This window comes from Ponticaulis sp., assembly GCF_029210165.1.
GTDB lineage: Bacteria > Pseudomonadota > Alphaproteobacteria > Caulobacterales > Hyphomonadaceae > Ponticaulis.
This window is the reverse complement of the sequence record NZ_JARGNT010000001.1, coordinates 561,960-581,949: the sequence shown is the minus strand read 5'-3', so window position 1 is coordinate 581,949 and position 19,990 is coordinate 561,960. Positions and strand designations below refer to the sequence as shown.

At 55.4% G+C, this 19,990-nt stretch carries 18 protein-coding genes and 1 other RNA gene; 10 read left to right on the top strand and 9 right to left on the bottom strand.

Annotation, left to right across the window (positions count from 1 at the left end; translation table 11 throughout):
- Positions 1–36: 36 nt before the first annotated feature.
- Complete coding sequence (locus tag P1U45_RS02895; protein WP_301057417.1) at positions 37–621, bottom strand: 5-formyltetrahydrofolate cyclo-ligase; 585 nt, start codon at positions 619–621, stop codon at positions 37–39.
- A 27-nt stretch (positions 622–648) separates the two neighbouring features.
- Positions 649–810, bottom strand: a non-coding RNA gene (gene ssrS, locus P1U45_RS02890) — 6S RNA.
- Positions 811–952: 142 nt separating this feature from the next.
- Here ssrS and P1U45_RS02885 point away from each other — a divergent pair.
- The 3 genes from P1U45_RS02885 (at position 953) to P1U45_RS02875 (ending at position 6,087) form a co-directional block, all read left to right on the top strand.
- Entirely contained in the window at positions 953–3,316 is a 2,364-nt protein-coding gene (locus P1U45_RS02885) for a DUF3772 domain-containing protein (RefSeq protein WP_301057415.1), read from the top strand.
- A gap of 279 nt (positions 3,317–3,595) precedes the next feature.
- Positions 3,596–3,916, top strand: a complete 321-nt coding sequence (locus P1U45_RS02880) for an energy transducer TonB (RefSeq protein ID WP_301057413.1) — start codon at positions 3,596–3,598, stop codon at positions 3,914–3,916.
- A 134-nt stretch (positions 3,917–4,050) separates the two neighbouring features.
- A complete protein-coding gene (locus P1U45_RS02875; protein ID WP_301057412.1) occupies positions 4,051–6,087 on the top strand; it encodes a methyl-accepting chemotaxis protein in 2,037 nt (678 codons plus the stop codon).
- A gap of 58 nt (positions 6,088–6,145) precedes the next feature.
- On the opposite strand, the gene P1U45_RS02870 is transcribed toward P1U45_RS02875, so the two are convergent.
- The 3 genes from P1U45_RS02870 to P1U45_RS02860 are packed head-to-tail and all read right to left on the bottom strand — an operon-like array spanning position 6,146 to position 7,935.
- Positions 6,146–6,661 (bottom strand): hypothetical protein, encoded by a 516-nt coding sequence (locus P1U45_RS02870; RefSeq protein WP_301057411.1) that lies wholly within the window; start codon positions 6,659–6,661, stop codon positions 6,146–6,148.
- Positions 6,651–7,445: a hypothetical protein gene (locus P1U45_RS02865; RefSeq protein WP_301057409.1), complete on the bottom strand. Its 795-nt coding sequence runs from the start codon at positions 7,443–7,445 to the stop codon at positions 6,651–6,653. The genes P1U45_RS02870 and P1U45_RS02865 overlap by 11 nt, the downstream gene beginning before the upstream one ends.
- Entirely contained in the window at positions 7,438–7,935 is a 498-nt protein-coding gene (locus tag P1U45_RS02860; RefSeq protein WP_301057407.1) for a sigma-70 family RNA polymerase sigma factor, read from the bottom strand. The genes P1U45_RS02865 and P1U45_RS02860 overlap by 8 nt, the downstream gene beginning before the upstream one ends.
- Before the next feature lie 101 nt (positions 7,936–8,036).
- Between P1U45_RS02860 and P1U45_RS02855 the strand changes: the two genes are divergently transcribed.
- Positions 8,037–9,476, top strand: coding sequence for a S8 family serine peptidase (locus P1U45_RS02855; protein ID WP_301057406.1), 1,440 nt, complete (start codon positions 8,037–8,039; stop codon positions 9,474–9,476).
- A gap of 1 nt (position 9,477) precedes the next feature.
- Here P1U45_RS02855 and P1U45_RS02850 read toward each other — a convergent pair whose 3' ends face one another.
- The 4 genes from P1U45_RS02850 to P1U45_RS02835 all read right to left on the bottom strand — a co-directional run bounded on the left by P1U45_RS02850 (position 9,478) and on the right by P1U45_RS02835 (position 12,009).
- Positions 9,478–10,398: an outer membrane beta-barrel protein gene (locus P1U45_RS02850; RefSeq protein WP_301057405.1), complete on the bottom strand. Its 921-nt coding sequence runs from the start codon at positions 10,396–10,398 to the stop codon at positions 9,478–9,480.
- Between the two features lie 74 nt (positions 10,399–10,472).
- Positions 10,473–11,285, bottom strand: a complete 813-nt coding sequence (locus P1U45_RS02845) for a hypothetical protein (RefSeq protein WP_301057404.1) — start codon at positions 11,283–11,285, stop codon at positions 10,473–10,475.
- 96 nt (positions 11,286–11,381) lie between these two features.
- The gene (locus P1U45_RS02840) at positions 11,382–11,711 is read right to left on the bottom strand and encodes a cell division protein ZapA (protein ID WP_301057403.1); all 330 of its coding nucleotides are present in this window, start codon (positions 11,709–11,711) and stop codon (positions 11,382–11,384) included.
- Between the two features lie 19 nt (positions 11,712–11,730).
- Positions 11,731–12,009, bottom strand: coding sequence for a DUF4164 family protein (locus P1U45_RS02835; protein WP_293607659.1), 279 nt, complete (start codon positions 12,007–12,009; stop codon positions 11,731–11,733).
- Positions 12,010–12,146: 137 nt separating this feature from the next.
- On the opposite strand from P1U45_RS02835, the gene tkt reads away from it, so the two are divergent.
- The 6 genes from tkt (at position 12,147) to P1U45_RS02805 (ending at position 19,952) form a co-directional block, all read left to right on the top strand.
- Complete coding sequence (tkt, locus tag P1U45_RS02830) at positions 12,147–14,126, top strand: transketolase (protein WP_301057402.1); 1,980 nt, start codon at positions 12,147–12,149, stop codon at positions 14,124–14,126.
- Between the two features lie 253 nt (positions 14,127–14,379).
- On the top strand, positions 14,380–16,092 hold the full coding sequence (locus tag P1U45_RS02825) for an alpha/beta fold hydrolase (protein WP_301057401.1): 1,713 nt from the start codon (positions 14,380–14,382) through the stop codon (positions 16,090–16,092).
- A 169-nt stretch (positions 16,093–16,261) separates the two neighbouring features.
- On the top strand, positions 16,262–16,768 hold the full coding sequence (locus P1U45_RS02820; RefSeq protein WP_293607662.1) for a 1-acyl-sn-glycerol-3-phosphate acyltransferase: 507 nt from the start codon (positions 16,262–16,264) through the stop codon (positions 16,766–16,768).
- Between the two features lie 136 nt (positions 16,769–16,904).
- A complete protein-coding gene (gap, locus tag P1U45_RS02815) occupies positions 16,905–17,912 on the top strand; it encodes a type I glyceraldehyde-3-phosphate dehydrogenase (RefSeq protein ID WP_293607663.1) in 1,008 nt (335 codons plus the stop codon).
- Between the two features lie 204 nt (positions 17,913–18,116).
- Entirely contained in the window at positions 18,117–18,752 is a 636-nt protein-coding gene (locus P1U45_RS02810) for a class I SAM-dependent methyltransferase (protein WP_301057400.1), read from the top strand.
- A 3-nt stretch (positions 18,753–18,755) separates the two neighbouring features.
- Entirely contained in the window at positions 18,756–19,952 is a 1,197-nt protein-coding gene (locus P1U45_RS02805) for a phosphoglycerate kinase (RefSeq protein WP_301057399.1), read from the top strand.
- Positions 19,953–19,990: the final 38 nt, after the last annotated feature.

The window sequence follows — 19,990 nt, the reverse complement described above, 5'->3', positions numbered from 1 at the left end:
GACGCTCAAATTTAATATTGCTGGTCGGGGCAGATGCTATGCCCCGGCAGCGCGCCCGAAAAAGAGTGGGAGTGAGCCTGTTTCTGTAACCATCCAGTCCAGGGGGATATCGGTAGATTCCGCTGGAATTACAGGGACAATCTGGCCTGCATAGGCGAGACCACAGACGAAGACGCGGCCGTTTTGTTTCAGCTTTTTCAGCGCACGATCGTAATGGCCTTTGCCATAGCCCAGACGATTTCCCTGCGCATCGAAGGCCAGCATAGGAGTTAAGACTAAAGTCGGAGCGGCAAGCGGTGCATCGACTGATGGCTGGGTTAACCCGAACGGCCCGGCGGTTAACGAGTCCGTTCCTTCGATGTGACGGAAAGTCATTGATCCATCATCTTCAACGCGCGGCAGGCAGATTTTCGCGCCAAGATCAGACAGGCGCGCAAGGAGCGGAGATGGGTCCAGCTCGCTGCCAATGGCGATGTAACCCGCCACAACAGGACCAAACCGGTTGAACAGCTTTTCCGGAAAAATGGACGCGATGGTTTCAGCCGCGTCTTTTTCTGTTTCGTGAAGATGCTGGCGAAGCTCTTTGGCTGACTGTCGGAGCGCATTTTTGTCAGGCGTCATGTCAGTCAGCTCCCGATTGTATTAAATAAAGCGACCGCGTGCGCCGTTCAGGTATGTTTATTCCCATCGACCCAGCAACGCTAGGTGGGCACCGGTTACCTGGACCACGATCCAGACAGTTCTGCCAGTTCCCTGATGAGAATGTAAGGTCGCTGGAATAAAAGCCCTGCTCGAACGCCGCAGCCGCCGGCTACAGAAATAAGATGGCAAATGCCTTCCGTGAAGGGGGGATGGCTTTATATTCCACGCCAGCCTCTGATATAGCGCTTGTCAGGGTGTAATAGTTTCTATTCCCTGCACGAAAGTTTTCTTCCGGAGTGACGCTGGTCTTATGACACGTTCTGTTATTGCCTTCTTTATGTTGGTTTTTCTGCTCGTTGAGCCTTCTATGGCGCAAGTTCGAGAACTTGATGCGCGCGCCTCACAGCAGACCCGCATTATTTCCCAGAACGCTGTAGAGCTGACTACGTCCTCTCCTGACCTTGCCGAAATCCGTTCTGCGCTGGCCCGACAAAGAGAAAATGTCATCTCGCTGGAAGCAGAACTCGTCGCGCTACGCGATCAGACGCAGGACCAGCTGTCGCGGATCGGTGAAGAGGTTGAGGGAGAATCGGCGAGTGTTTCTGAGCGGCGAAACGCGCTTCAGAGCGAGCTTGATACGTTGACCGAGGCTTTATCGCGCACGACAGGCAATCTGGAAGAGATTGATCGCCTGCAGTCTGAAATTGATGATCTGCGTCGCCGTGAATTCTATAAAGGGCTCGTCGAACGTGGCCCAATGCTCGTCAGCCCGTCCATATGGTCAGATGCCTTTTCCGGCTTTGGAGAGAAGTATGCCACTCTGACAGAGGCCGGGGCGCCGGTTCTGGAATTGCAGTCGGATGAGCCGATCGGCACGCTGACATGGCTGCAGGTCGGCGTGGTGCTTGTCCTCGCTCTATTGTTCGCTATCCCCGTCCGTCGGTATTTGAATCAAAAAATCGTCAAGCCGCTCGGTGATGATGACCGTACCGGTGCGTTGAGTGCGGTGGTCGGCCTTGTGCGTGCGTTCATTCGCGCGCTGCCGTCACTTCTGGGGCTTTTCGCGCTCTATCATGCGACGGCCATGATCTCGCTTGGCTCTGATGTGTTGAGGTTTGCGGATCAGAAGCTCTGGATTGTGCCAGCTATCCTCATTTTGCTGGAAGCTGTGTCACGCATCTTTATGTCGTCCCGTGCGCCGCTGCCGCCTTTTAATATGGATTCCCGCCGTATGTCGGGGCTCGTCACAACCCTTATTCTGGCGATGGTTTGCATAGCCGGTGTTGATCATCTCATGCACGCAGAAATCAATCTGTTTGCTGGTGTTGAAGATGTTGAACTCATCCGCCGCGGCATTGTCGCGATTTTATTAGCTGGCCTCGTTTTCTTTACGGCGCGTGTCTGGAAGTCGGAAAAGACGGATGCCGCCGAAGAAGATGATGAAGCCTCACCTCTGCTCGTGGATCATCGCGCCTTTGCTATTCCGGGCGTTATTCGCACAGGGCTGACCTTCCTCTCTGTTGTGAGTCTGGCTGGCGCGCTGTTCGGTTATGAAGCGCTTGCGCACTTTGTCATGACGCGTGTGGTTCTGATTGGCGGTCTTCTGCTGTTGGCTCTGATCGCGCGCGCTGCTTTGAAGCAAATCGCATTGGTCGTGACCGGACGGGTCTTCCGTTCAAAGCTGTCGTCGGAAACAGGTGCAGACCTGATCGATTTCTGGGTGAGCCTGTTCGTCGATATTCTGGTGATCGCTGCGATCGCTCCGATTGCGCTCTTGCTTGTCGGGCTCGAATGGGAGGTCGTGCGCCGGATCTTAACCACCATGGCGACCGGCTTCAGCATCGGGCCGGTGCGTATCTCGGTTATTCAGATCCTGATCGCGATTGCAGTGTTTGTTGTTCTGGTGATGCTCACCCGCTTTGTGCAGCGGACAGCAGAAAAGCGTGTTCTGTCCCGTCTACGTGTGGATCAGGGCATACAGACATCGCTGAAGACACTCATTGGCTATGTCGGTCTGGTGATTGCCTTCATCACTGGCGTCAGCATGCTGGGCTTCGATCTGTCCAGCCTGGCTATCATTGCTGGTGCGCTCTCGGTCGGTATCGGTTTTGGCCTTCAGTCCATCGTAAACAACTTCGTTTCCGGTCTGATCCTGCTATTCGAGCGTCCGATCAAAGTGGGCGATTGGGTCGTTACCAGCTCGGGCGAGGGGATCGTCAAGAAAATCTCTGTCCGCTCGACCGAGATTGAGACCTTCGAGAGATCATCCATTCTGGTTCCGAACTCAGAACTCATCGCAAACAGCGTGACGAACTGGACGCATAAGAACCGTCTCGGCCGCGTTAATATACCAGTTGGTGTCTCTTATAATGAAGACCCGGACCGTATTATCGCGCTTTTGGAGTCAATTCCGGCGAAGCTGGATGATGTTCTGGAAGTCCCTGAGCCGCAGGTGCTTTTCATGGGTTTCGGGGATAGTTCTCTTGATTTTGAGCTAAGAGTGTTCATCGCAGATGTACAGAAAAGCATTATCACGCGTTCAAAAGTCAGAGTTGAGATATTCAAACTGTTCCGCGATGAAAATGTGGAGATTCCATTCCCACAGCGCGATCTTCATATCCGGTCTTCTGATATAGGTGACTTGAATACTTCTCGAGATGACAAGCAAAGTTAAAATATTTACCATTCGTAAGTACGTTTTGCTTGTGATATCTGTAGATTGACCGCGTTCAAAATGGTTTACGGTAAGTAAATATATAGTCGTGATTTGCATTTTCAGGCATCTGGACTTTTGGTTTCTGCTGCAAATCGCGGAAACTAAACAAAATTCACGACTGTATTAACTTAGATTTCATCGAGCATTGCTAGTTTCCCTCCCATCGGGACCCGTCCACGTAGAATATGAAAAGGGCGGGCTCGTTTGATGGTGTGTATAAATAGAGGGAAAACCCAAATGAAGCTCAAGCATGCTTTTCTAGCCGCTGCGACTGCTATGACCGCTTTCGGTGTTGGCGTTGCGCCAGCAATGGCTGAACCAGTTCTTGTCAAACAAGTTGCTCCAGAATACCCGCGCGGCGCCGAGCGTCGTAACCTTGAGGGTAGTGTAGAACTCGCATTTGAAGTGAACGCTTCTGGTCGCGTCGAAGGCGTCGAAGTGGTGTCTGCTTCTATGCCGGGCGTTTTCGACAATGCTGCAATCGAAGCTCTCGAACAGTGGGAATTCGAAGAAGGCAACCCGGGTCGTGGCGAGATCACGATCGCATTCCAGCTTTAAGCCGGTACAAGAGCCCCGCGAGGGGCTCAAACAATATTTAACGGCACGGGCAGGTGAGCTGCCCGTACAGGCTGAGAGCGCCCGGGAGTCTTCCGGGTGCTGAATCCAGAGGAAATCGCTGAGGGGCAAATCTGATGGCAAATTTTAATTCGAAACTGATCCGCTTCCGCCTGCCGGCCGCATTTGGTCTGGCTGGTGTGGTCGTGTTGATGGTTTCAGCTATTTCCGTTTTCGCGCTGAATTCATCCAGCAATTCGCTGAAAACGGTCGCAAATGAAACACTTCCAATGCTGACGCATTCCGCTGAGCTCGCTCAGTATGCGAATACGCTGACATCGGAAACAACAAATCTTGCGTCTGTGCGCGAGGAAGATGCTCGCCTTGAGCGTCAGGACGTCGTGAATGGTATGATGGATATCATCCGTCGCGATCTCGATGAACTGGCAGTAGATGGCGATGTGAACCTTGCTGCGGTTGAGGCGTCCTATACAGAAATGGTTGGCGCCGTTGAGTCGCTCAACCAGATTGTAGAGCGTCGCATCGCGACAGAAGTTTCGCTGAACTCGCAGCTTATTACGGCTCAGGCATTCCGTGGCGAAGTTGTCAACGCAGTTGAAGCACAACTTGATACCGCTGACGAAGCTGACATCGAAACCTTCCTGCGGATTTCTCTGTCTGCAAACCTTCTGAACTCTCTGTTCGCTGAAGCCAGCCTCATGGACAGTGCGGCGGATGTGACCGGGCTTCAGGAATCCATGTTCGACCAGGTCGATGAGATGACTGTGAACGTTGCTATTCTCGGCGGTGCTGTGTCTGGTGACCTGCGCAATGCGGTTAGCAATCTGAACTCTCTCGTTGAGGGTGACCGGTCTGTTCCTGCACTCCGCATCGCAGCGATTGAACAGTCTGCTCGTGCGAATGCCGTGGCTGAAGAAGCTGGTGCAAAAGCTGTGACGCTTCAAACAGAAGCTCAGGCGCTCGCAACCACGCTTTCAGAATCTGCTGATGCGAATGCATCTGGCGCGGCTGCAACAAGCGGTATGACAACGATCTTCCTCGTAATCATCACGCTGGCGTCTCTGGCTGGTGCGGGTGCGATTGGCTACTTCTACGTTGAACGCGGTCTCTCCCGTCGTCTGACAAAACTGACTGTTGCTATGGGCCGCCTGGCTGATGGCGAGTTCGATGTCGATATGACTGGTACAGACGGTGAAGACGAAATCGGTCAGATGGCTAAGACACTCCGCGTCTTCGAAGAAAACGGCCGTGAGCGCGTCCGCCTCGAAGAAGCATCCCGTGTTGAAGAAGAAGCCCGCGCTGAACGTGCTAAAGCAATCGAAGATCTGATTTCCCAGTTCGACTCTACAATGCAGGGTACGCTGGAAATGATGAACGGTGCGACACGTGAACTCGAAAGCACTGCGTCTGTCATGAAGTCTTCTGCAGAGAACGCTGCACAACAGACAGGTTCTGCGTCACAATCTGCTGACAACGCATCTTACAATGTTGGTACGGTTGCGTCTGCGGCTGAAGAGCTTTCTGCGTCTATCGTCGAAATCACTCAGCAGATCCACGAATCTACGAAAATCGCGTCTGAAGCGGTTGAAGAGATGACTGTATCTTCCGAGCGTGTCCGTGGCCTCGATAAGGCGGCTGAAGACATCGGCGCAGTTGTTGAACTCATCAACAACATTGCTGGCCAGACAAACCTTCTTGCACTCAACGCGACGATCGAAGCGGCACGTGCTGGTGAAGCTGGTAAAGGCTTTGCGGTTGTTGCGAGTGAAGTTAAGGCGCTTTCTAGCCAGACATCCCGCGCAACAGAACAGATCGCTCAGCAGATCTCTTCTATCCAGAATGCGTCCGGTATGGCGGTTGGCGTTATGGAGAATATCTCCAAGCTGATCTCTAACATCGACAACATCTCCTCCACGATTGCGGCGGCGATGGAACAGCAGCGTGCAGCGATTGCGGAAATCTCCCGCTCTGCTCAGGAAGCTGCTGGTGGTGCACGCGACGTATCAGAGCACGTCCAGTCGCTCTCTGCGACAACGGCTGAAACTGGCGAGTGTGCAACTCAGGTTGAAGGTGCCTCTCACGGCATCACGCAGGAAGCTGGCAAAATGCAGTCTGCAATCACCAACTTCCTTACCAGGGTCCGCGCGGCGTAATTCGCGAAGACCAGACCCCCTCAGTTCAAACCCCGGTCCTTTGGGCCGGGGTTTTCTGTTATTGGCTGTCGTCGTCTGAAAGGGAGGCATACATTTCCGAAGCATCATAGAGTGACGGGCTGACGCGAGCGTCTTTGTCAGACATGACGATGTCGAGCTCCACCAGGCTCTCTTCGCGTTCGAAGCGTGTGGTGCCTGTAATCCCGGGTTGATGAATGACGGTGCTCTGGCAGCTCAAAAGTCCGCAGCGTTGCGCGACTACAGGCGCAGCCGGATAGGCGCTATGAAACGTGTCGCTGTCTCGGTCACGCGTCCCGATTTGTGAGACGATTTCGAACGTCTGATATCCGTTCAGCAGGGTGAGCTCAGCTGCGCGGCGAAGCGCGAGTGTGCGGGCTTCTTCCAGCTCGTCATGGCGCACGCGATAGCGTACCAGATACCGGTCAGCTTCCAGCTGTGTCTCTGAATAGCCGGAGGACCGATCATTGCGGGCCTCGGTATAGTCCGGCGCGCTTGCACAGGCAGAGACGGCAAGGCCTGCGGCCAACAGAATGGCGGTAAGCTTATTCGACATCAGTCATCTCCTCGCGTGTTACCCAGCCTTGTTCCATCAAGGCAGCTTCTTCACCGGCGCCCAGAGGGGCGCTCGTCATGGTTTCATCCAGAAAAGCCTCAATCGCGTCGTCAGACGGACCGCTCGCCGTTGTGAACGGGCCACCTGGTGGTTGGTCGGTTACTGGTGCGGTTTCAGCGATGCGCAGTTCCCAGCCATCTGGTGTCATGCAGGCAACAAATCGTGTGGTTTCAGATGCGCTTGTCGCGTCCATTAACCGGCAGGCTTCGTCATCGGCGAGATAGCTGAAGCGCGGCTGGAACTCTGTACCTGATACGGTGAACATCTCCCCGCCGCGTGCTGACGCGATTGAGCTGCCAAGCTCGGAGTTTGCCGTAATTACGGTGCCAGCGGAAAGGTCCGGCAGTTGGTTTGAACCGCTGCCCATCAATTGCGGAATGAATGACGCAACGGCGATACCGATGACGGCGCAGGCCGCCAGCGCACTGTGACGCTCCACAAACTGCATGCCGCGGCGCCAGGCGGGGAACAGGATGACCTGTCCCTTGTCGGAGGCTTCCAGCTTTCGAACCGTGCGGCTGAGGCCATCACTCATTGGCGCGCTGTCAATCTCGCCGACAGTTTCGATGTAGTCGGAGTCAGCCAGTGCGAGGGCTTCTAGGCGTTCGGCAACGCGTTCGTCACTGATGATCAGCGCTTCGATTTCAGCACGAGCCAGCTCGCCGAGTTCGTCATCCAGAAACGCGCTGAGGCGTGCGTCGAGGTCTTTTGGTAGATCAGTCATGATATCCCACCTTGTCTGCGATCATGGCACGGGCGCGCCCCAGACGGCTCATCACCGTGCCGATCGGAATGTTCAGTTGAGCGGCCGCGTCTTTATAGCTCGCGCCGCCAATGGCGATTATGGTCAGGACTTCGCGATACGTATCCGGCAGAGCTGCAATCGCATCTTTCGTGCGCGCAAACATGATGGACGCGCTGGCGACCTGTTCGCTGGATACGGTTTCGGGTTGCGCCTCTGACAGTTCGGGCACGGCGTCCTGGCGGACTTTTTTCGCGCGCAGTCCGTCAATCCAGAGATTGCGGCAGACGCGGAACATCCATTTTTTCAGATCGACATCATCGGGAACGCCACGTGCAAGCACGCGCTCGATTGCGGACTGGACGAGATCGTCAGCGTCCGTCGCATCTCGTGTCAGCGAGAAGGCAAAGCGCCGGACATGCGGCACAGCCTCCAGGATTTCACGTTCAAGATCAGGTTTTTTGTTTATCATGCTGCACTGACGGACCGGATGTTTTTTTATTCCCGCCACTGTGAAATTTTTTTGGTTCTGTCCCGTCTCTATGTCATGTGAATAAGATGATGGAGCGCCGTGTGCCAGTGATATCTCTTTTTGCGGGAGCCAGACGCATCGGTTTCGGGCTCGCCGCCTGTACATGTCTGACAGCTGTTCCTGCTGCGCACGCCCAGCTTCTGCCTGGCGTGACAGATCGGGTGGAAGACAGGCTTTCTGATCAGATCCAGCGCCCGATAGAAGACCGGCTTCAAAACCTCGACAACGTGCTGGACGACCTTCCCGAGCGGGTCGTTGATGGCGAGTTGGGTGAGGTGCTGACGGACCGTGTGCTGAGTTCTGATCGCATCGGTAATACGCTGGACGCCACGCGCGAGCTGACGGGAGGCATCGTCTCCGGCGTTCGCGAAACAGTCAGTCAGGTGCGCCCGCGACGTGCCATCGCGATCGACCGTTTCGATGGCTGGCCGGTCATGCGCAATGAGTGGATCGTGATGCTGCCGACTGTTGCAGTAGGCGAACTGGATGACCTGTCTCTGGACGTGCTTGAGCAAACCGATCTTGGATCGGTCTCTCAAACGCTGCTTGTAGTGCAGTTTCCGGACGATCCGACGACGCGCCGCCAGATAGAGGCAGAGCTTTCCGCGCTTGATGGTCAGATAGTGGAGCGTAACCATGTCTTCCGCCGCGCGGCTCGGGATGACCCGCAGGCTGATATATCCGAGGATATGCGCCCCGCCGCAGCACCTATGACATTCGAAGGTGCGGGTGGAGGCCTGCGCATCGGCATGGTCGATACTGATATCGAAGAGGGGCATCCTCTGCTTCAGACGCTGGAATTGACCGAGGCAGATTTTGTCAGCCATGGCGCGCTTCGCCCGACAGGGCATGGGACATCCGTTGCCTCAGTTTTGTCGCGCCATGCGAGCGTGCAACGAACGCCGGAGCTGTTAGGGGCTTCGGTATTTTTTCTGGATAGTGACGGCACGACAGGCGCAACAACGGCCAGCCTGATCGAAGCAATCGACTGGATGATTGTCGAAGGCGTTGATCTCATCAATTTTAGCCTCACGGGGCCGCCGAACGCGGCGCTGGAGAGTATGATCCAGAGCGCACGGGCGCGTGGCATTGTCGTGGTGGCCGCAGTTGGAAATGAAGGTCCGGCCTCCGGTCCGCTTTATCCTGCAGCCTATGACGGCGTTATCGGTGTCACGGCAGTAAACGCAAATGGCGTTCCTTATCGCTGGGCCAATCGCGGATCTTATGTCGACATTGCTGCGGAAGGGGTCAACGTCCTGGTCGCTGCGCCTGATGGCGGCGAACAGCGGGACTCAGGAACATCGCTTGCGGCGCCAATTGTCTCTGCATTCTTGGCAGGATGGGTTGAAGATGCTGAATTTTCCGCAGTCGATGAGGCAGAAAATCGCCTGATCCGCGCCGTAGGCTGGACGCAGGATCAGGCTAAGGATGAGGCCATCGGCTATGGGGTGCTGATGATAGCCCCAAGGAAGGAAGACTGACCTAAAAGCTAGCTCGAAGTCTGAGCTCGGCAACGTGCTCGTCGTAATCGGCACTTGGCAGGTTCGATTGGCGGTCGCGATAGCTGTAGTCGACGTCGAGCGCGAGCGGGCCGGCGAGCTCAAACTCCAGACCCGTTTGCGCAGAAAGAATGTCGTCACTGCGAGCATCACTGATCAGCGGATCTACGCCGTCAAACTCCCGGCTTTCATAGCCGCCGCCAATGCGAAGCTCCGCGGATCGATCCAGAACCGTAAAGTCCTGATTATAGCGCGCATCCACGCTCATGCCGGTGAAGTCAAACAGGTCCGAATTTGCGTTTTCTTCACGGACGCGCCCGTTGAGGGAGACATACTGCGATGCGCCATCGATGAAGTAGTACACGTCGCCGCGCAGCCCCTGTCCCTCAGCGTCGCGGGCATCGTCAGTCTGGAAATCCTTGTCTGTGAATTCCAGAGCGCCGCGCAGGAAAACACGGTCACCGGCCAGATGCGTCACATAAGGCGAAATTTGCTGATAGTTCAGATAGCCTTCGCTATCGAGGCGCGCATGGACATAGTTGTAGAGAACGCCAGCTTCCACGACATCAAAATCATAGACAGCTTCCAGCGAGCCGCGGTGTGTTTGCAAGGAAAACTGGTCGAAGTCCTGATAGCCGGTATGGGCGAGTTCATAGCCTGCGCGCAGCGTAAGGCGCTCGCTTGCATCTGCTTCAACATTACCTTCCAGGCTGAACAGATAGGACAGGTCACCTTCACCTGTTGTCTGGTCAAGTTCCGGAATGCCGACATTGGAATCAGAACCAATGCCTGCGCTTACGGAACCAGAAAACGTGACCGGATCGTCTTGCGCGATTGCCGGTTGGGCGAGGGCGGTCAGAAGGCAAAGTGCGCCTATGCGCCGATATGGGATCGGACGTTTCATGAAGTCTACTCCGGTATAATCTGTCAGGGGAAAGGCCGACGCGAGGGAGCGCCGGCCACTGCTGCTCTCGGGGGTTAGAGCGGCAGGTTGTTTCTGATGTCGTTCACAATGTTCTCGCGGATATCAGAGCCGATATCTGTCGCGAGCGCTTCGCGGATGGTTGCTCCGATCTCGCCGGCAATTTCAGCATTCACAGTGCCCGCAAGGTCGCCTGCAATGTCTGCACTGACAGCATCATTGATTGTGGCGGACAGGTTAGAGGCGACGTTACCGGAAATCTCGCCAGCTATTTGAGACGCGACAGGCAGATCGCCTGCACCGCTAAGATCCGGCACAGAGTCGTCAGCCAGGCCCGTGATTGTCGCAGAGCCGGAGGCTGCGCGTGAACTCGTGGCTTCGAGTGTGCCGTTCAGTGCGCCTTCAGCCTGCGCTGAAACCATGCGCGTCGTTTCGGCAGCGCCTTCAACGGTCGCTTCGCCGTCCTCGATCGCGCCATTGATCGCGGCTTCGCTCTGGCGTTCAGCAGTAAGGACAAAGCTGGTGCTCTCGCCGAGGACGCGGCCCGAGGTTGCACCTGCGAGCGTGACTGTGCGTTCGGTTGCCCCTTCTGCAGCGATGCTTGCTTCATCGGCCATGCCTGGCGAAACCGACGTATCTGTGTCTGCGTCACCTTCGGCTTCGGCTGAGCGTTCTACGCCTTCCGGCGATACAGATGCTTGCGCATCGGCATTTCCTTCGGCGGTCACAGTTGTTGTGACGGCGTTGTTGGTTGCTGTTGCTGAACCGGCTCCGCTCGCAGAAACATCTACGGATACAGATTGCGCCTGAGCCTGAAAGCCAAGCACTGCTGCGAGTGTCAGTGTCGAAATGGAAACTGTTTTAAGCATCACACACTCCTTCGTCATCGTGTTGATGCTGGAGTGACGTGGTAGCTGATGTTTTATTCCGGCGTGTTTCGAAAATTTCCGAACCGTACCGTTTTATTAGCCGGCCTGATCGGCGCGGTCCGCGATCTGGTTGATGCGCGCGGCAGCTTCTGAAAGTGCAGCAGCCGCAGTGCGTTCTACCAGAGTGATACGATTGTCGAGATCGGCAAACTCGGAATTACTTCCTTCGCCGCTCTCAAGCTCATCAATGAGTGAAAGGCCAGCGGCAACCAGCAGGCGGGTGTCGCCGACATCGCCAATAGCAGAGACCAGAGCTTCCAGACGTTCGTTCAGCTTCTCGCCAAGAGCGATGAGACGCGGCTCCTGCCCCTCCGCACAGGCGATGGAATAGGTTGTGCCGCGAATGACGATATCAGCTTTGGACATGAGCGTTCAGCAATCCTGCTTAAGTGTTCTGTGGCTGGGCCTGCATGGCCGCTTTGACTTCTGCAATCGCAACGCCGAGCGCTTTGGAGGCTTCATCAGCCAGCGCTTCCAGTTCGCGTTCTCTTGCGCGTGAGGCATCAAGGTCCTCTGCCAGTTTAGCACGGTCGCGGCGCAGCGCTTCGGCTTCGGCCTGCATGATGCGCCCCGGCGAGTGTCTATCAGTCAGAGACTCAACACTATTTTCGAGGCGGCGCAGGGCTGCCTCGAGGTCTGAAACGGCGTCTTTTAACTGGGTCATGGCCTTTTGCCGCCGAAATTAACTTCAAGAATCACAGGCATTATTCCCAAAAATGCAGTTCAGAGCAAATATCAAGCCTTGACGTATCGGGCCAGACTCAGTTTGTGCGCGGTAACGCTGCTCAAAGGAATAATGACATGTCCTCTTCCCCCGCTTCCCATCAGGATATGGCTAATGCGATCCGTGCGCTTTCTATGGACGCTGTCGAGAAGGCTGCAAGTGGTCACGTCGGCATGCCGCTCGGCATGGCGGACGTCGCAACCATTCTGTACACCAAACATCTGAAGTATGATCCGAAGGCGCCTAAATGGGCTGACCGGGACCGGTTCGTCCTTTCAGCGGGCCACGGCTCTATGCTCATCTACTCTCTCCTGTATCTGACAGGATATGAGAGCGTTTCTCTGAGCGATATTGAAAACTTCCGCCAGCTCGGCGCTGCTACTCCGGGCCACCCGGAGAACTTTGTGACCGAAGGCGTAGAGACGACAACTGGCCCACTCGGTCAGGGTATCGCTACGGCTGTTGGTATGGCGATCGCAGAGCGCCACCTGAATGCGAAATTCGGTGATGATGTTGTCGACCACAACACATGGGTGATTGCGGGTGATGGCTGTCTCATGGAAGGTGTCAGCCAGGAAGCGATTACACTCGCAGGTCACATGAAGCTGAACAAGCTGATCGTGCTCTGGGACGATAACAACGTTACTATCGATGGCACGCTCGATGTGGCTGACGAAACAGACCAGATCAAACGCTTTGAAGCCGCTGGTTGGGCTGTAGCAGCGATTGACGGTCACGACCCGACCGCGATCGATCAGGCGCTTGAGTGGGCAAAATCATCTGACCGTCCGGTCATGATCGCCTGCAAAACCCGCATTGGGTACGGCGCGCCGACAATCGAAGGTACAGGAAAAGCCCATGGCGGCCCTTACGGTGCGTCCGAAATCGAAGGCATTCGCAAGAATATCGGTTGGGACCACGCACCATTCGTTGTGCCGGAAGATGTTCTCACAACATGGCGCGAAGCAGGCGCTCGCGGCGCAGCGACACGTACAGAATGGGAAGGCCGTCTGGCTGCATCTGACAAACAGGCGGAGTTCACTGCAGCTATGGATCGAGTGATCCCTGCCGAACTCGCCGATGCCATGAAGGCGCATAAACAGTCCGTGTCTGACGGTCAGGACAAGAAAGCGACACGCCAGTGGTCTGGCGCTGCGCTGGAAGTCGCGACCAAAATTCTGCCAACCATGATTGGCGGGTCTGCTGACCTCACAGGCTCCAACAACACCAAGACAAGCTCAACCGGTCCGCTGACATCAGGCGATTACGCTGGTCGCTACATTCACTATGGTGTGCGCGAGCACGGTATGGCATCTGCGATGAATGGTATGGCGCTGCATGGCGGTGTAATTCCTTACTCCGGCACATTCTTTGTCTTCTCTGACTATTCCCGCGCTGCGATCCGTCTTGGCGCTCTGATGGGTGCGCCTGTCATCCACGTGATGACACACGACTCAATCGGTCTTGGCGAAGACGGTCCGACCCACCAGCCGGTTGAGCATTTGGCAAGCTTCCGCGCTATGCCGAACATCAACGTATTCCGTCCTGCTGACGGCGTTGAAACGGCTGAATGCTGGGAACTGGCGCTCGCACGCACAGACGGCCCGAGCATGATGGTTCTGACCCGTCAGGGCCTCGCGCCAGCACGTTCTGGCGACGTATCTGAGAACAAATCTGCCAAAGGTGGTTACGTCCTTTCAGAAGCCGAAGGCGATGCACAGCTTGTGATCGTTGCGACAGGCTCTGAAGTCGAGATTGCACTTGCCGCTCAGGAGAGCCTCAAAGCTAAGGGCATCGCAGCGCGCGTTGTGTCTCTGCCTTGCTGGGAAATCTTCGCCGAGCAGGACGAGGCTTACATTGACGACGTTCTAGGCGGTGACCTGCCTAAGCTCGCGGTTGAAGCCGGTGTTCGCACAGGCTGGGATCAGTGGATCGGCCGTAAAGGCGGCTTCGTCGGCATGGACTCGTTTGGCGCGAGCGCGCCTTACAAAGACCTGTTCAAGCATTTCGGCATCACAGCCGAAGGCGTTGTGGCTGCGGCCAAAGCTCTGGTCTGATTCTCAGTTATCTGAATTTTGAAGGCGCTCCGTTCCATAACGGGGCGCCTTTTTTGTTTTCAGAATTCTGCGCAAAAAAGAACGCGTCCCCTTTGATAGGAACGCGTTTCAGAGCGAGAGCGCGGACAGAGCGAATGTCGCGCTTCGAGAGTATTATTTTTAGGCACGTCCCCCGCAGGACCAGCTTTTGTGAGTTGAAAACTACATCGCGATGCGCTTGTCATATGTCATGTGACATATGGGGTGACATTTCATGCAAGATCTTCGCGAGGAAGACTTTGAAATTGTAGCGCAAAGCTATCGTGTGATCAGCGACGCGGATGCGTTTGATGGGCTCGTCGCGGCCTGGCAGGACCGTCTCGAGAAAGCTGGCGGCGAGAATACCTCATCCGGTATTAGCGGCTTCGCTAACCAGTTGTTCCAGCACATTGAGAAAGCGGACAAACTTGCAAGCGAAGTGCCCACCGCGCTCGCAAACGATCCGGTAGACCGACTGCTCGCTGATGGATCGTTCGCAACGCTCGTCGTCTCCGCAGAGCAATATGTTCTGGGAGCGAATGACCAGTGGACGATGCAGTTTGGTCATTTTCAGGGGCAGAAAATCGGTGAGGACTGGCTATCTACCGATTCAGTTGACACGTTCCGCACCATACTTCGTAATCTCAAGAACCGTGGCAATCTGCAGCATGGCATGGTGCGTATCTGCACGGCCGATATGGATGAACGCATTGCAGAGATTTTTCCGGTAGAACCGCGCAATGGACGCGACGTCCATGCGATTGCTGTCCGCGTGCTGGACCCTGAATGGACCCCGTCAGTAAAGGACGGGATCATTGAAGCTTTCGGACTGACAGACGCAGAAGCTGAAGTCTGCCGCGCATTGTTTCGCTTGAGAGATACCGCAGCGATCGCCGAAGAGCGCAATACGTCGGCGCGCACGGTGCGCCTGCAGCTTGCCTCGGTGTTTCATAAGACGGGTGCCACGTCTCAGGTGGATCTGGTCCGGCTTCTGGCGCTCATTTGTGTGCGAATGACGAGAAAAGACGAGACGAGTATTCCTGTATGGCGCGACCCTTATGGTCGCGAACGTGTCTTCAAGACGCCGTCAGGGCGCAAGCTTGCTTATTCATGGCTTGGCGCGAAAGACGGCGTGCCGGTTATCCTGCTTCACGGGCATTCTGTTGGCGTCACCCTGTCTGAGGAGGCGGACCGTTATTATCGCGAGATGGGTGTGCGCCTGATCGCGTTTTCACGTCCGGGCTTTGGTAATAGCGAAGCGCGTTACGATATGCCGGTGGTCGATGATTTCATTGAAGCCATGAACGATCTCCATGCGCACCTGAATGCAGGAAGGCTGCACTTTGTTGCGCACACCTTTACTGGCATGGGTGTCGCGCGCTTTGGGACGCTCTATCCGGAAAAGGTTGGTAGCCTTATTTCTGTCGGCGGGTTTTTTCCCATGTATGATAAATCCCGGCGCAGACATTTGCCGCTCATACACAACACGTTTCTCGATCTGGTGGAGAAGGCGCCATGGGCAGCGCGCATGCTGGCGAGGGCCGGTCAGCGTATCATGTATGAAAAGGGGCTCGACTGGTATCTGACGCGCGCCTACGGCCACTCGGACGCCGACCAGAAAATCATGAACCATCCGATTTATCGTGCGCTACTCCGCAATGCTTGTGCGCATGGCATCAGTCAGGGGCCGGAAAGTTTCGTACGTGAGTTCGAGTTCGCACATTATGACGGTTTTCCGGAATTTTCCCGGTTCCAGAACCCTGTGCGCCTGATTGTGGGCGAAAGTGATCACCAGATGATCGCCGAGCGCATTGATGAGTTCATGCAGGTCCAACCGGCAACCAATCTGACAATCGTGCCTGATTGCGGTGAGCTGGTGGTGTATAAGGGGTGGCGTCAGATCGCCGACATGGTGAGAGAGCTCGTGCCGGACGCGGCTGGGACTTAAATATAGTCTTCTCTTCTCTCCGTGAGACAAACCCGATACGCTGGTCTGAATATAACAAGATCAGGGTAGGAGACCTCAGCTGGAATACGATAATCCGCATATTGGTGCGCGTTCGCCGCGTAAGGGCAATGCGTTCACACGCTGGATAGGCTCTACGGGGCTGAAGCTGATGGGCTGGAAGCTGGCAGGCAAACTTCCCGACGAGCCGAAAGTCATTCTGATCGGTGCGCCGCACACGTCAAACTGGGATGCGCTGGCTGCGACTTTTTCCATGCTGTCGGTCGGGCTGCACTATACCATCCTCGTAAAGAAGGAATGGTTCTTCTGGCCGATGGGCGTTCTGTTCCGTGCGGTGGGTGGTCACCCAGTTGATCGCAGCGGCAATGCGCGCGCAACAGTCGACCAGATGATTGATCTGATCGAGAGCCGCGATGAAGTCGTTGTTGGCTTTCCACCTGAAGGCACGCGGTCCAAAGTCGACAAATATAAAAGCGGATATCTGCGCGTGTCGTATGCGACGGGCGTGCCGGTTTTCCTTGCCGCTTTTGATGGCATTGGCAAACGGGTTGTGCTGGACCGCTTCATGGACCTGACCGGCGACCTTGAAACCGACAATGCCAATATCAAAGCTTATGTTGATGCAACATGGACTGGCATCCACCCTGAGAAGCAGTGATCAATCACGCGCGTTTGAGTGGGTTAAGCAAAGATTCATCCCGTCATCACTGGACCTTCACCCAATCTGGGTCTAGAGAACGCGCAAATTCCGTTCCGTGGGGGAACACTCGTTTTGTAACTTACTGGAGGTAAGAATGGCAGTTCGCGTCGCGATTAATGGTTTTGGACGTATTGGTCGACTGGTTCTCCGCTCTATCATCGAGCACAACCGTGATGACATTAAAGTTGTCGCAATCAACGATCTCGGTCCGGTCGCGACAAACGCGCACCTCCTGCAGTTCGACTCCGTACACGGCAAGCTTCCGGTTCCTGTCGAAGTTGACGGCGAAACCATCAAAGCTGGCAATCAGGAATTCCTCTGCACAGCTGTTCGCGACCCGAAAGAGCTGCCATGGCGCGAAATGGATGTTGATATCGCTCTTGAGTGTACCGGCATCTTCACCGCGCGCGACAAAGCTGCAATGCACCTCGAAGCTGGCGCAAAGCGCGTTCTCGTTTCTGCTCCGGCATCCGGCGCTGACAAGACAATCGTTTACGGTGTGAACCATGACACGCTGACAAAAGACGATCTCGTTGTTTCCAACGCGTCCTGCACAACAAACTGCCTGTCTCCGGTAGCCAAAGTCCTCAACGACGCGATCGGCATTGAGCGCGGCATGATGACAACAATTCACTCTTACACAGGTGACCAGCCTACGCTCGACCGTATGCATGGCGACCTTTACCGCGCACGTGCGGCTGCAATGTCCATGATCCCGACATCTACAGGCGCGGCGAAAGCTGTTGGCCTGGTTCTGCCGGAACTGAATGGCAAGCTGGACGGTTTCTCCATGCGCGTTCCAACACCGAACGTGTCTGTTGTTGACCTGAAGTTCATCGCCAAGAAAGACACATCAGTCGACGAGATCAATAACGCGATCAAAGCGGCGTCTGATGGCGCTCTGAAAGGCGTTCTCGGCTACACATACGCGCCGAACGTCTCAACTGACTTCAACCATGACGACCACTCTTCTATCTTCCACATGGAACAGACCAAAGTCATGGACGGCAATTTCTGCTCTGTTCTCAGCTGGTATGACAATGAGTGGGGCTTCGCGACCCGCATGTCTGACACAGCAGTTGCTATGGCAAAGCTTATCTAGTTTCAGCGCTTACGCTGATCTAATTCGGAGCCCGGTACGTTTTGCGTGCCGGGCTTTGTCTTTTGGGCCTCATCGAAGAATCCGCACGTCGTGCATGCAAAATGTATGAAATAGCCGGTTTCAATTGTCCCATGTGCTGGACATTACGCCATTGTGAGGTATGTCTCACGCCGGTATCTGGGTTGAGTTAAGCGGGGGCGTATCTTGTCTCAAGGCATTCCAAAGGAATTCTGGGACGCAAGATTTTCGGAAGACGGTTTTGCCTATGGCGATCGTCCAAGCCGACTGTTGCTCGGCTGGTCCGACCTTATCGCTTCAAATTGTAAAACAGCGCTTGTGCCTGCATCTGGTCAGGGACGTGATGCGGTCTTTCTGGCTGAACTTGGCCTAGATGTGACCGCCGTTGATATCTCACCTGTCGGCCTGGAGCGCACAGCGGAGCTTGCTGCCCGCAAGGGTGTGTCCGTGAAAACGATTGAAGCAGATCTGTTTGCGTGGGCATGGCCAGAGGCCAAGTTTGACCTTGTAGCCTCCATGTTTGCCCATGTGCCATCTGCAGTCCGCCCGCACCTTCATTCCCATTTTTCAAAGTCGCTCGCTCCGGGCGGCTTTGTCTTTTTGGAGGGGTTCACTCAGGACCAGATCGGATATCAGGAAAAATACCAGTCTGGCGGACCGCCAGATGTCGACATGCTCTACAGCGCGGAAGATATCCGCTCTGATTTCGAGGGCCTTCGCGAAGAGTCTCTGCTGACAGGCATCGAGCGACTCGAAGAGGGTCCCTATCATACAGGCCCGGCAGCATTACTGCGCGCGGTTTTTACAAAAGCAGGGAATTGATGAATGGCTGATTTTAACCGCATTGACGACGCAGGCGATCTGACTGGCAAAACGGCGCTGGTTCGTGTCGATTTTAACGTGCCAATGGCGGATGGCAAAGTCAGTGATAATACGCGTCTGGTTTCGGCTGTAGACACAGTGAATGCTTTGCGCGGTAAGGGCGCGAAAGTCGCACTGCTCGCCCACTTTGGTCGTCCCAAAGGTGAGCGCGTGGCAGAGATGAGCCTCGCGCCTATCGCGCCTGCTTTTGCTAAGGTGATCGGACATCCGGTTGCGTTCTATGAGGATTGTAAAGGCGAGGGCGCAAAAGCGGCGATTGAGGCTCTGGACGAAACCGGCATCATCCTGCTGGAAAACACACGCTACCATAAGGGCGAAGAGAAGAACGATCCGGAGCTGGCCTCTGAAATGGCAAAGCTCGGCGATATCTTCGTGTCTGACGCTTTCTCTGCTGCGCACCGTGCTCACGTATCTACGGTTGGTCTGGCGGATCACCTTCCGGCCTATGCAGGTAAGAGCATGGAGCGCGAGCTTGATGCGCTGAACGCTGCGCTCGGCGCGCCGGAGCGTCCGGTTGTGGCGGTTGTCGGCGGCGCGAAAGTGTCCTCCAAGATTGATCTTCTGAAGAACCTCGTTGCGAAAGTGGATTATCTCGTCATTGGCGGCGGCATGGCGAACACCTTCCTCGCAGCGCGCGGCACTGATGTGGGCAAATCTCTGTGTGAGCATGACCTTGCGAATACAGCCAAAGAGATTGAAGTTAATGCGAAAGCTGACGGTTGCGAGCTGGTTCTGCCGGTTGATCTGGTCTGCGCCAAAGAGTTCGCAGCGAACGCGCCGAACCGCATTTGCAGCCTGCCGGAAGTCGAAGCCGACGAGATGATCCTCGATGCTGGCCCGGCGACTGTGACCCGTATTGAAACGGTTATGGATGCCGCGAAGACCCTTATCTGGAACGGCCCGCTGGGTGCGTTCGAAATCGAGCCATTTGATGCAGCAACGGTAGCGGCGGCTCAGGCGGCTGCGAAGCGCTGCGAGAAAGGCTCTCTCATCGCTGTTGCGGGCGGCGGTGACACAGTTGCTGCGCTGAACCATGCAAAGGCAGCAGACCGCTTCACTTTCATCTCCACCGCGGGTGGCGCATTCCTTGAATGGATGGAAGGCAAAGCGCTTCCGGGTGTGGAAGCACTCAAGAAATAATAGCGGCAGGTTTCACTGTCAGAACGATACTCATTTCA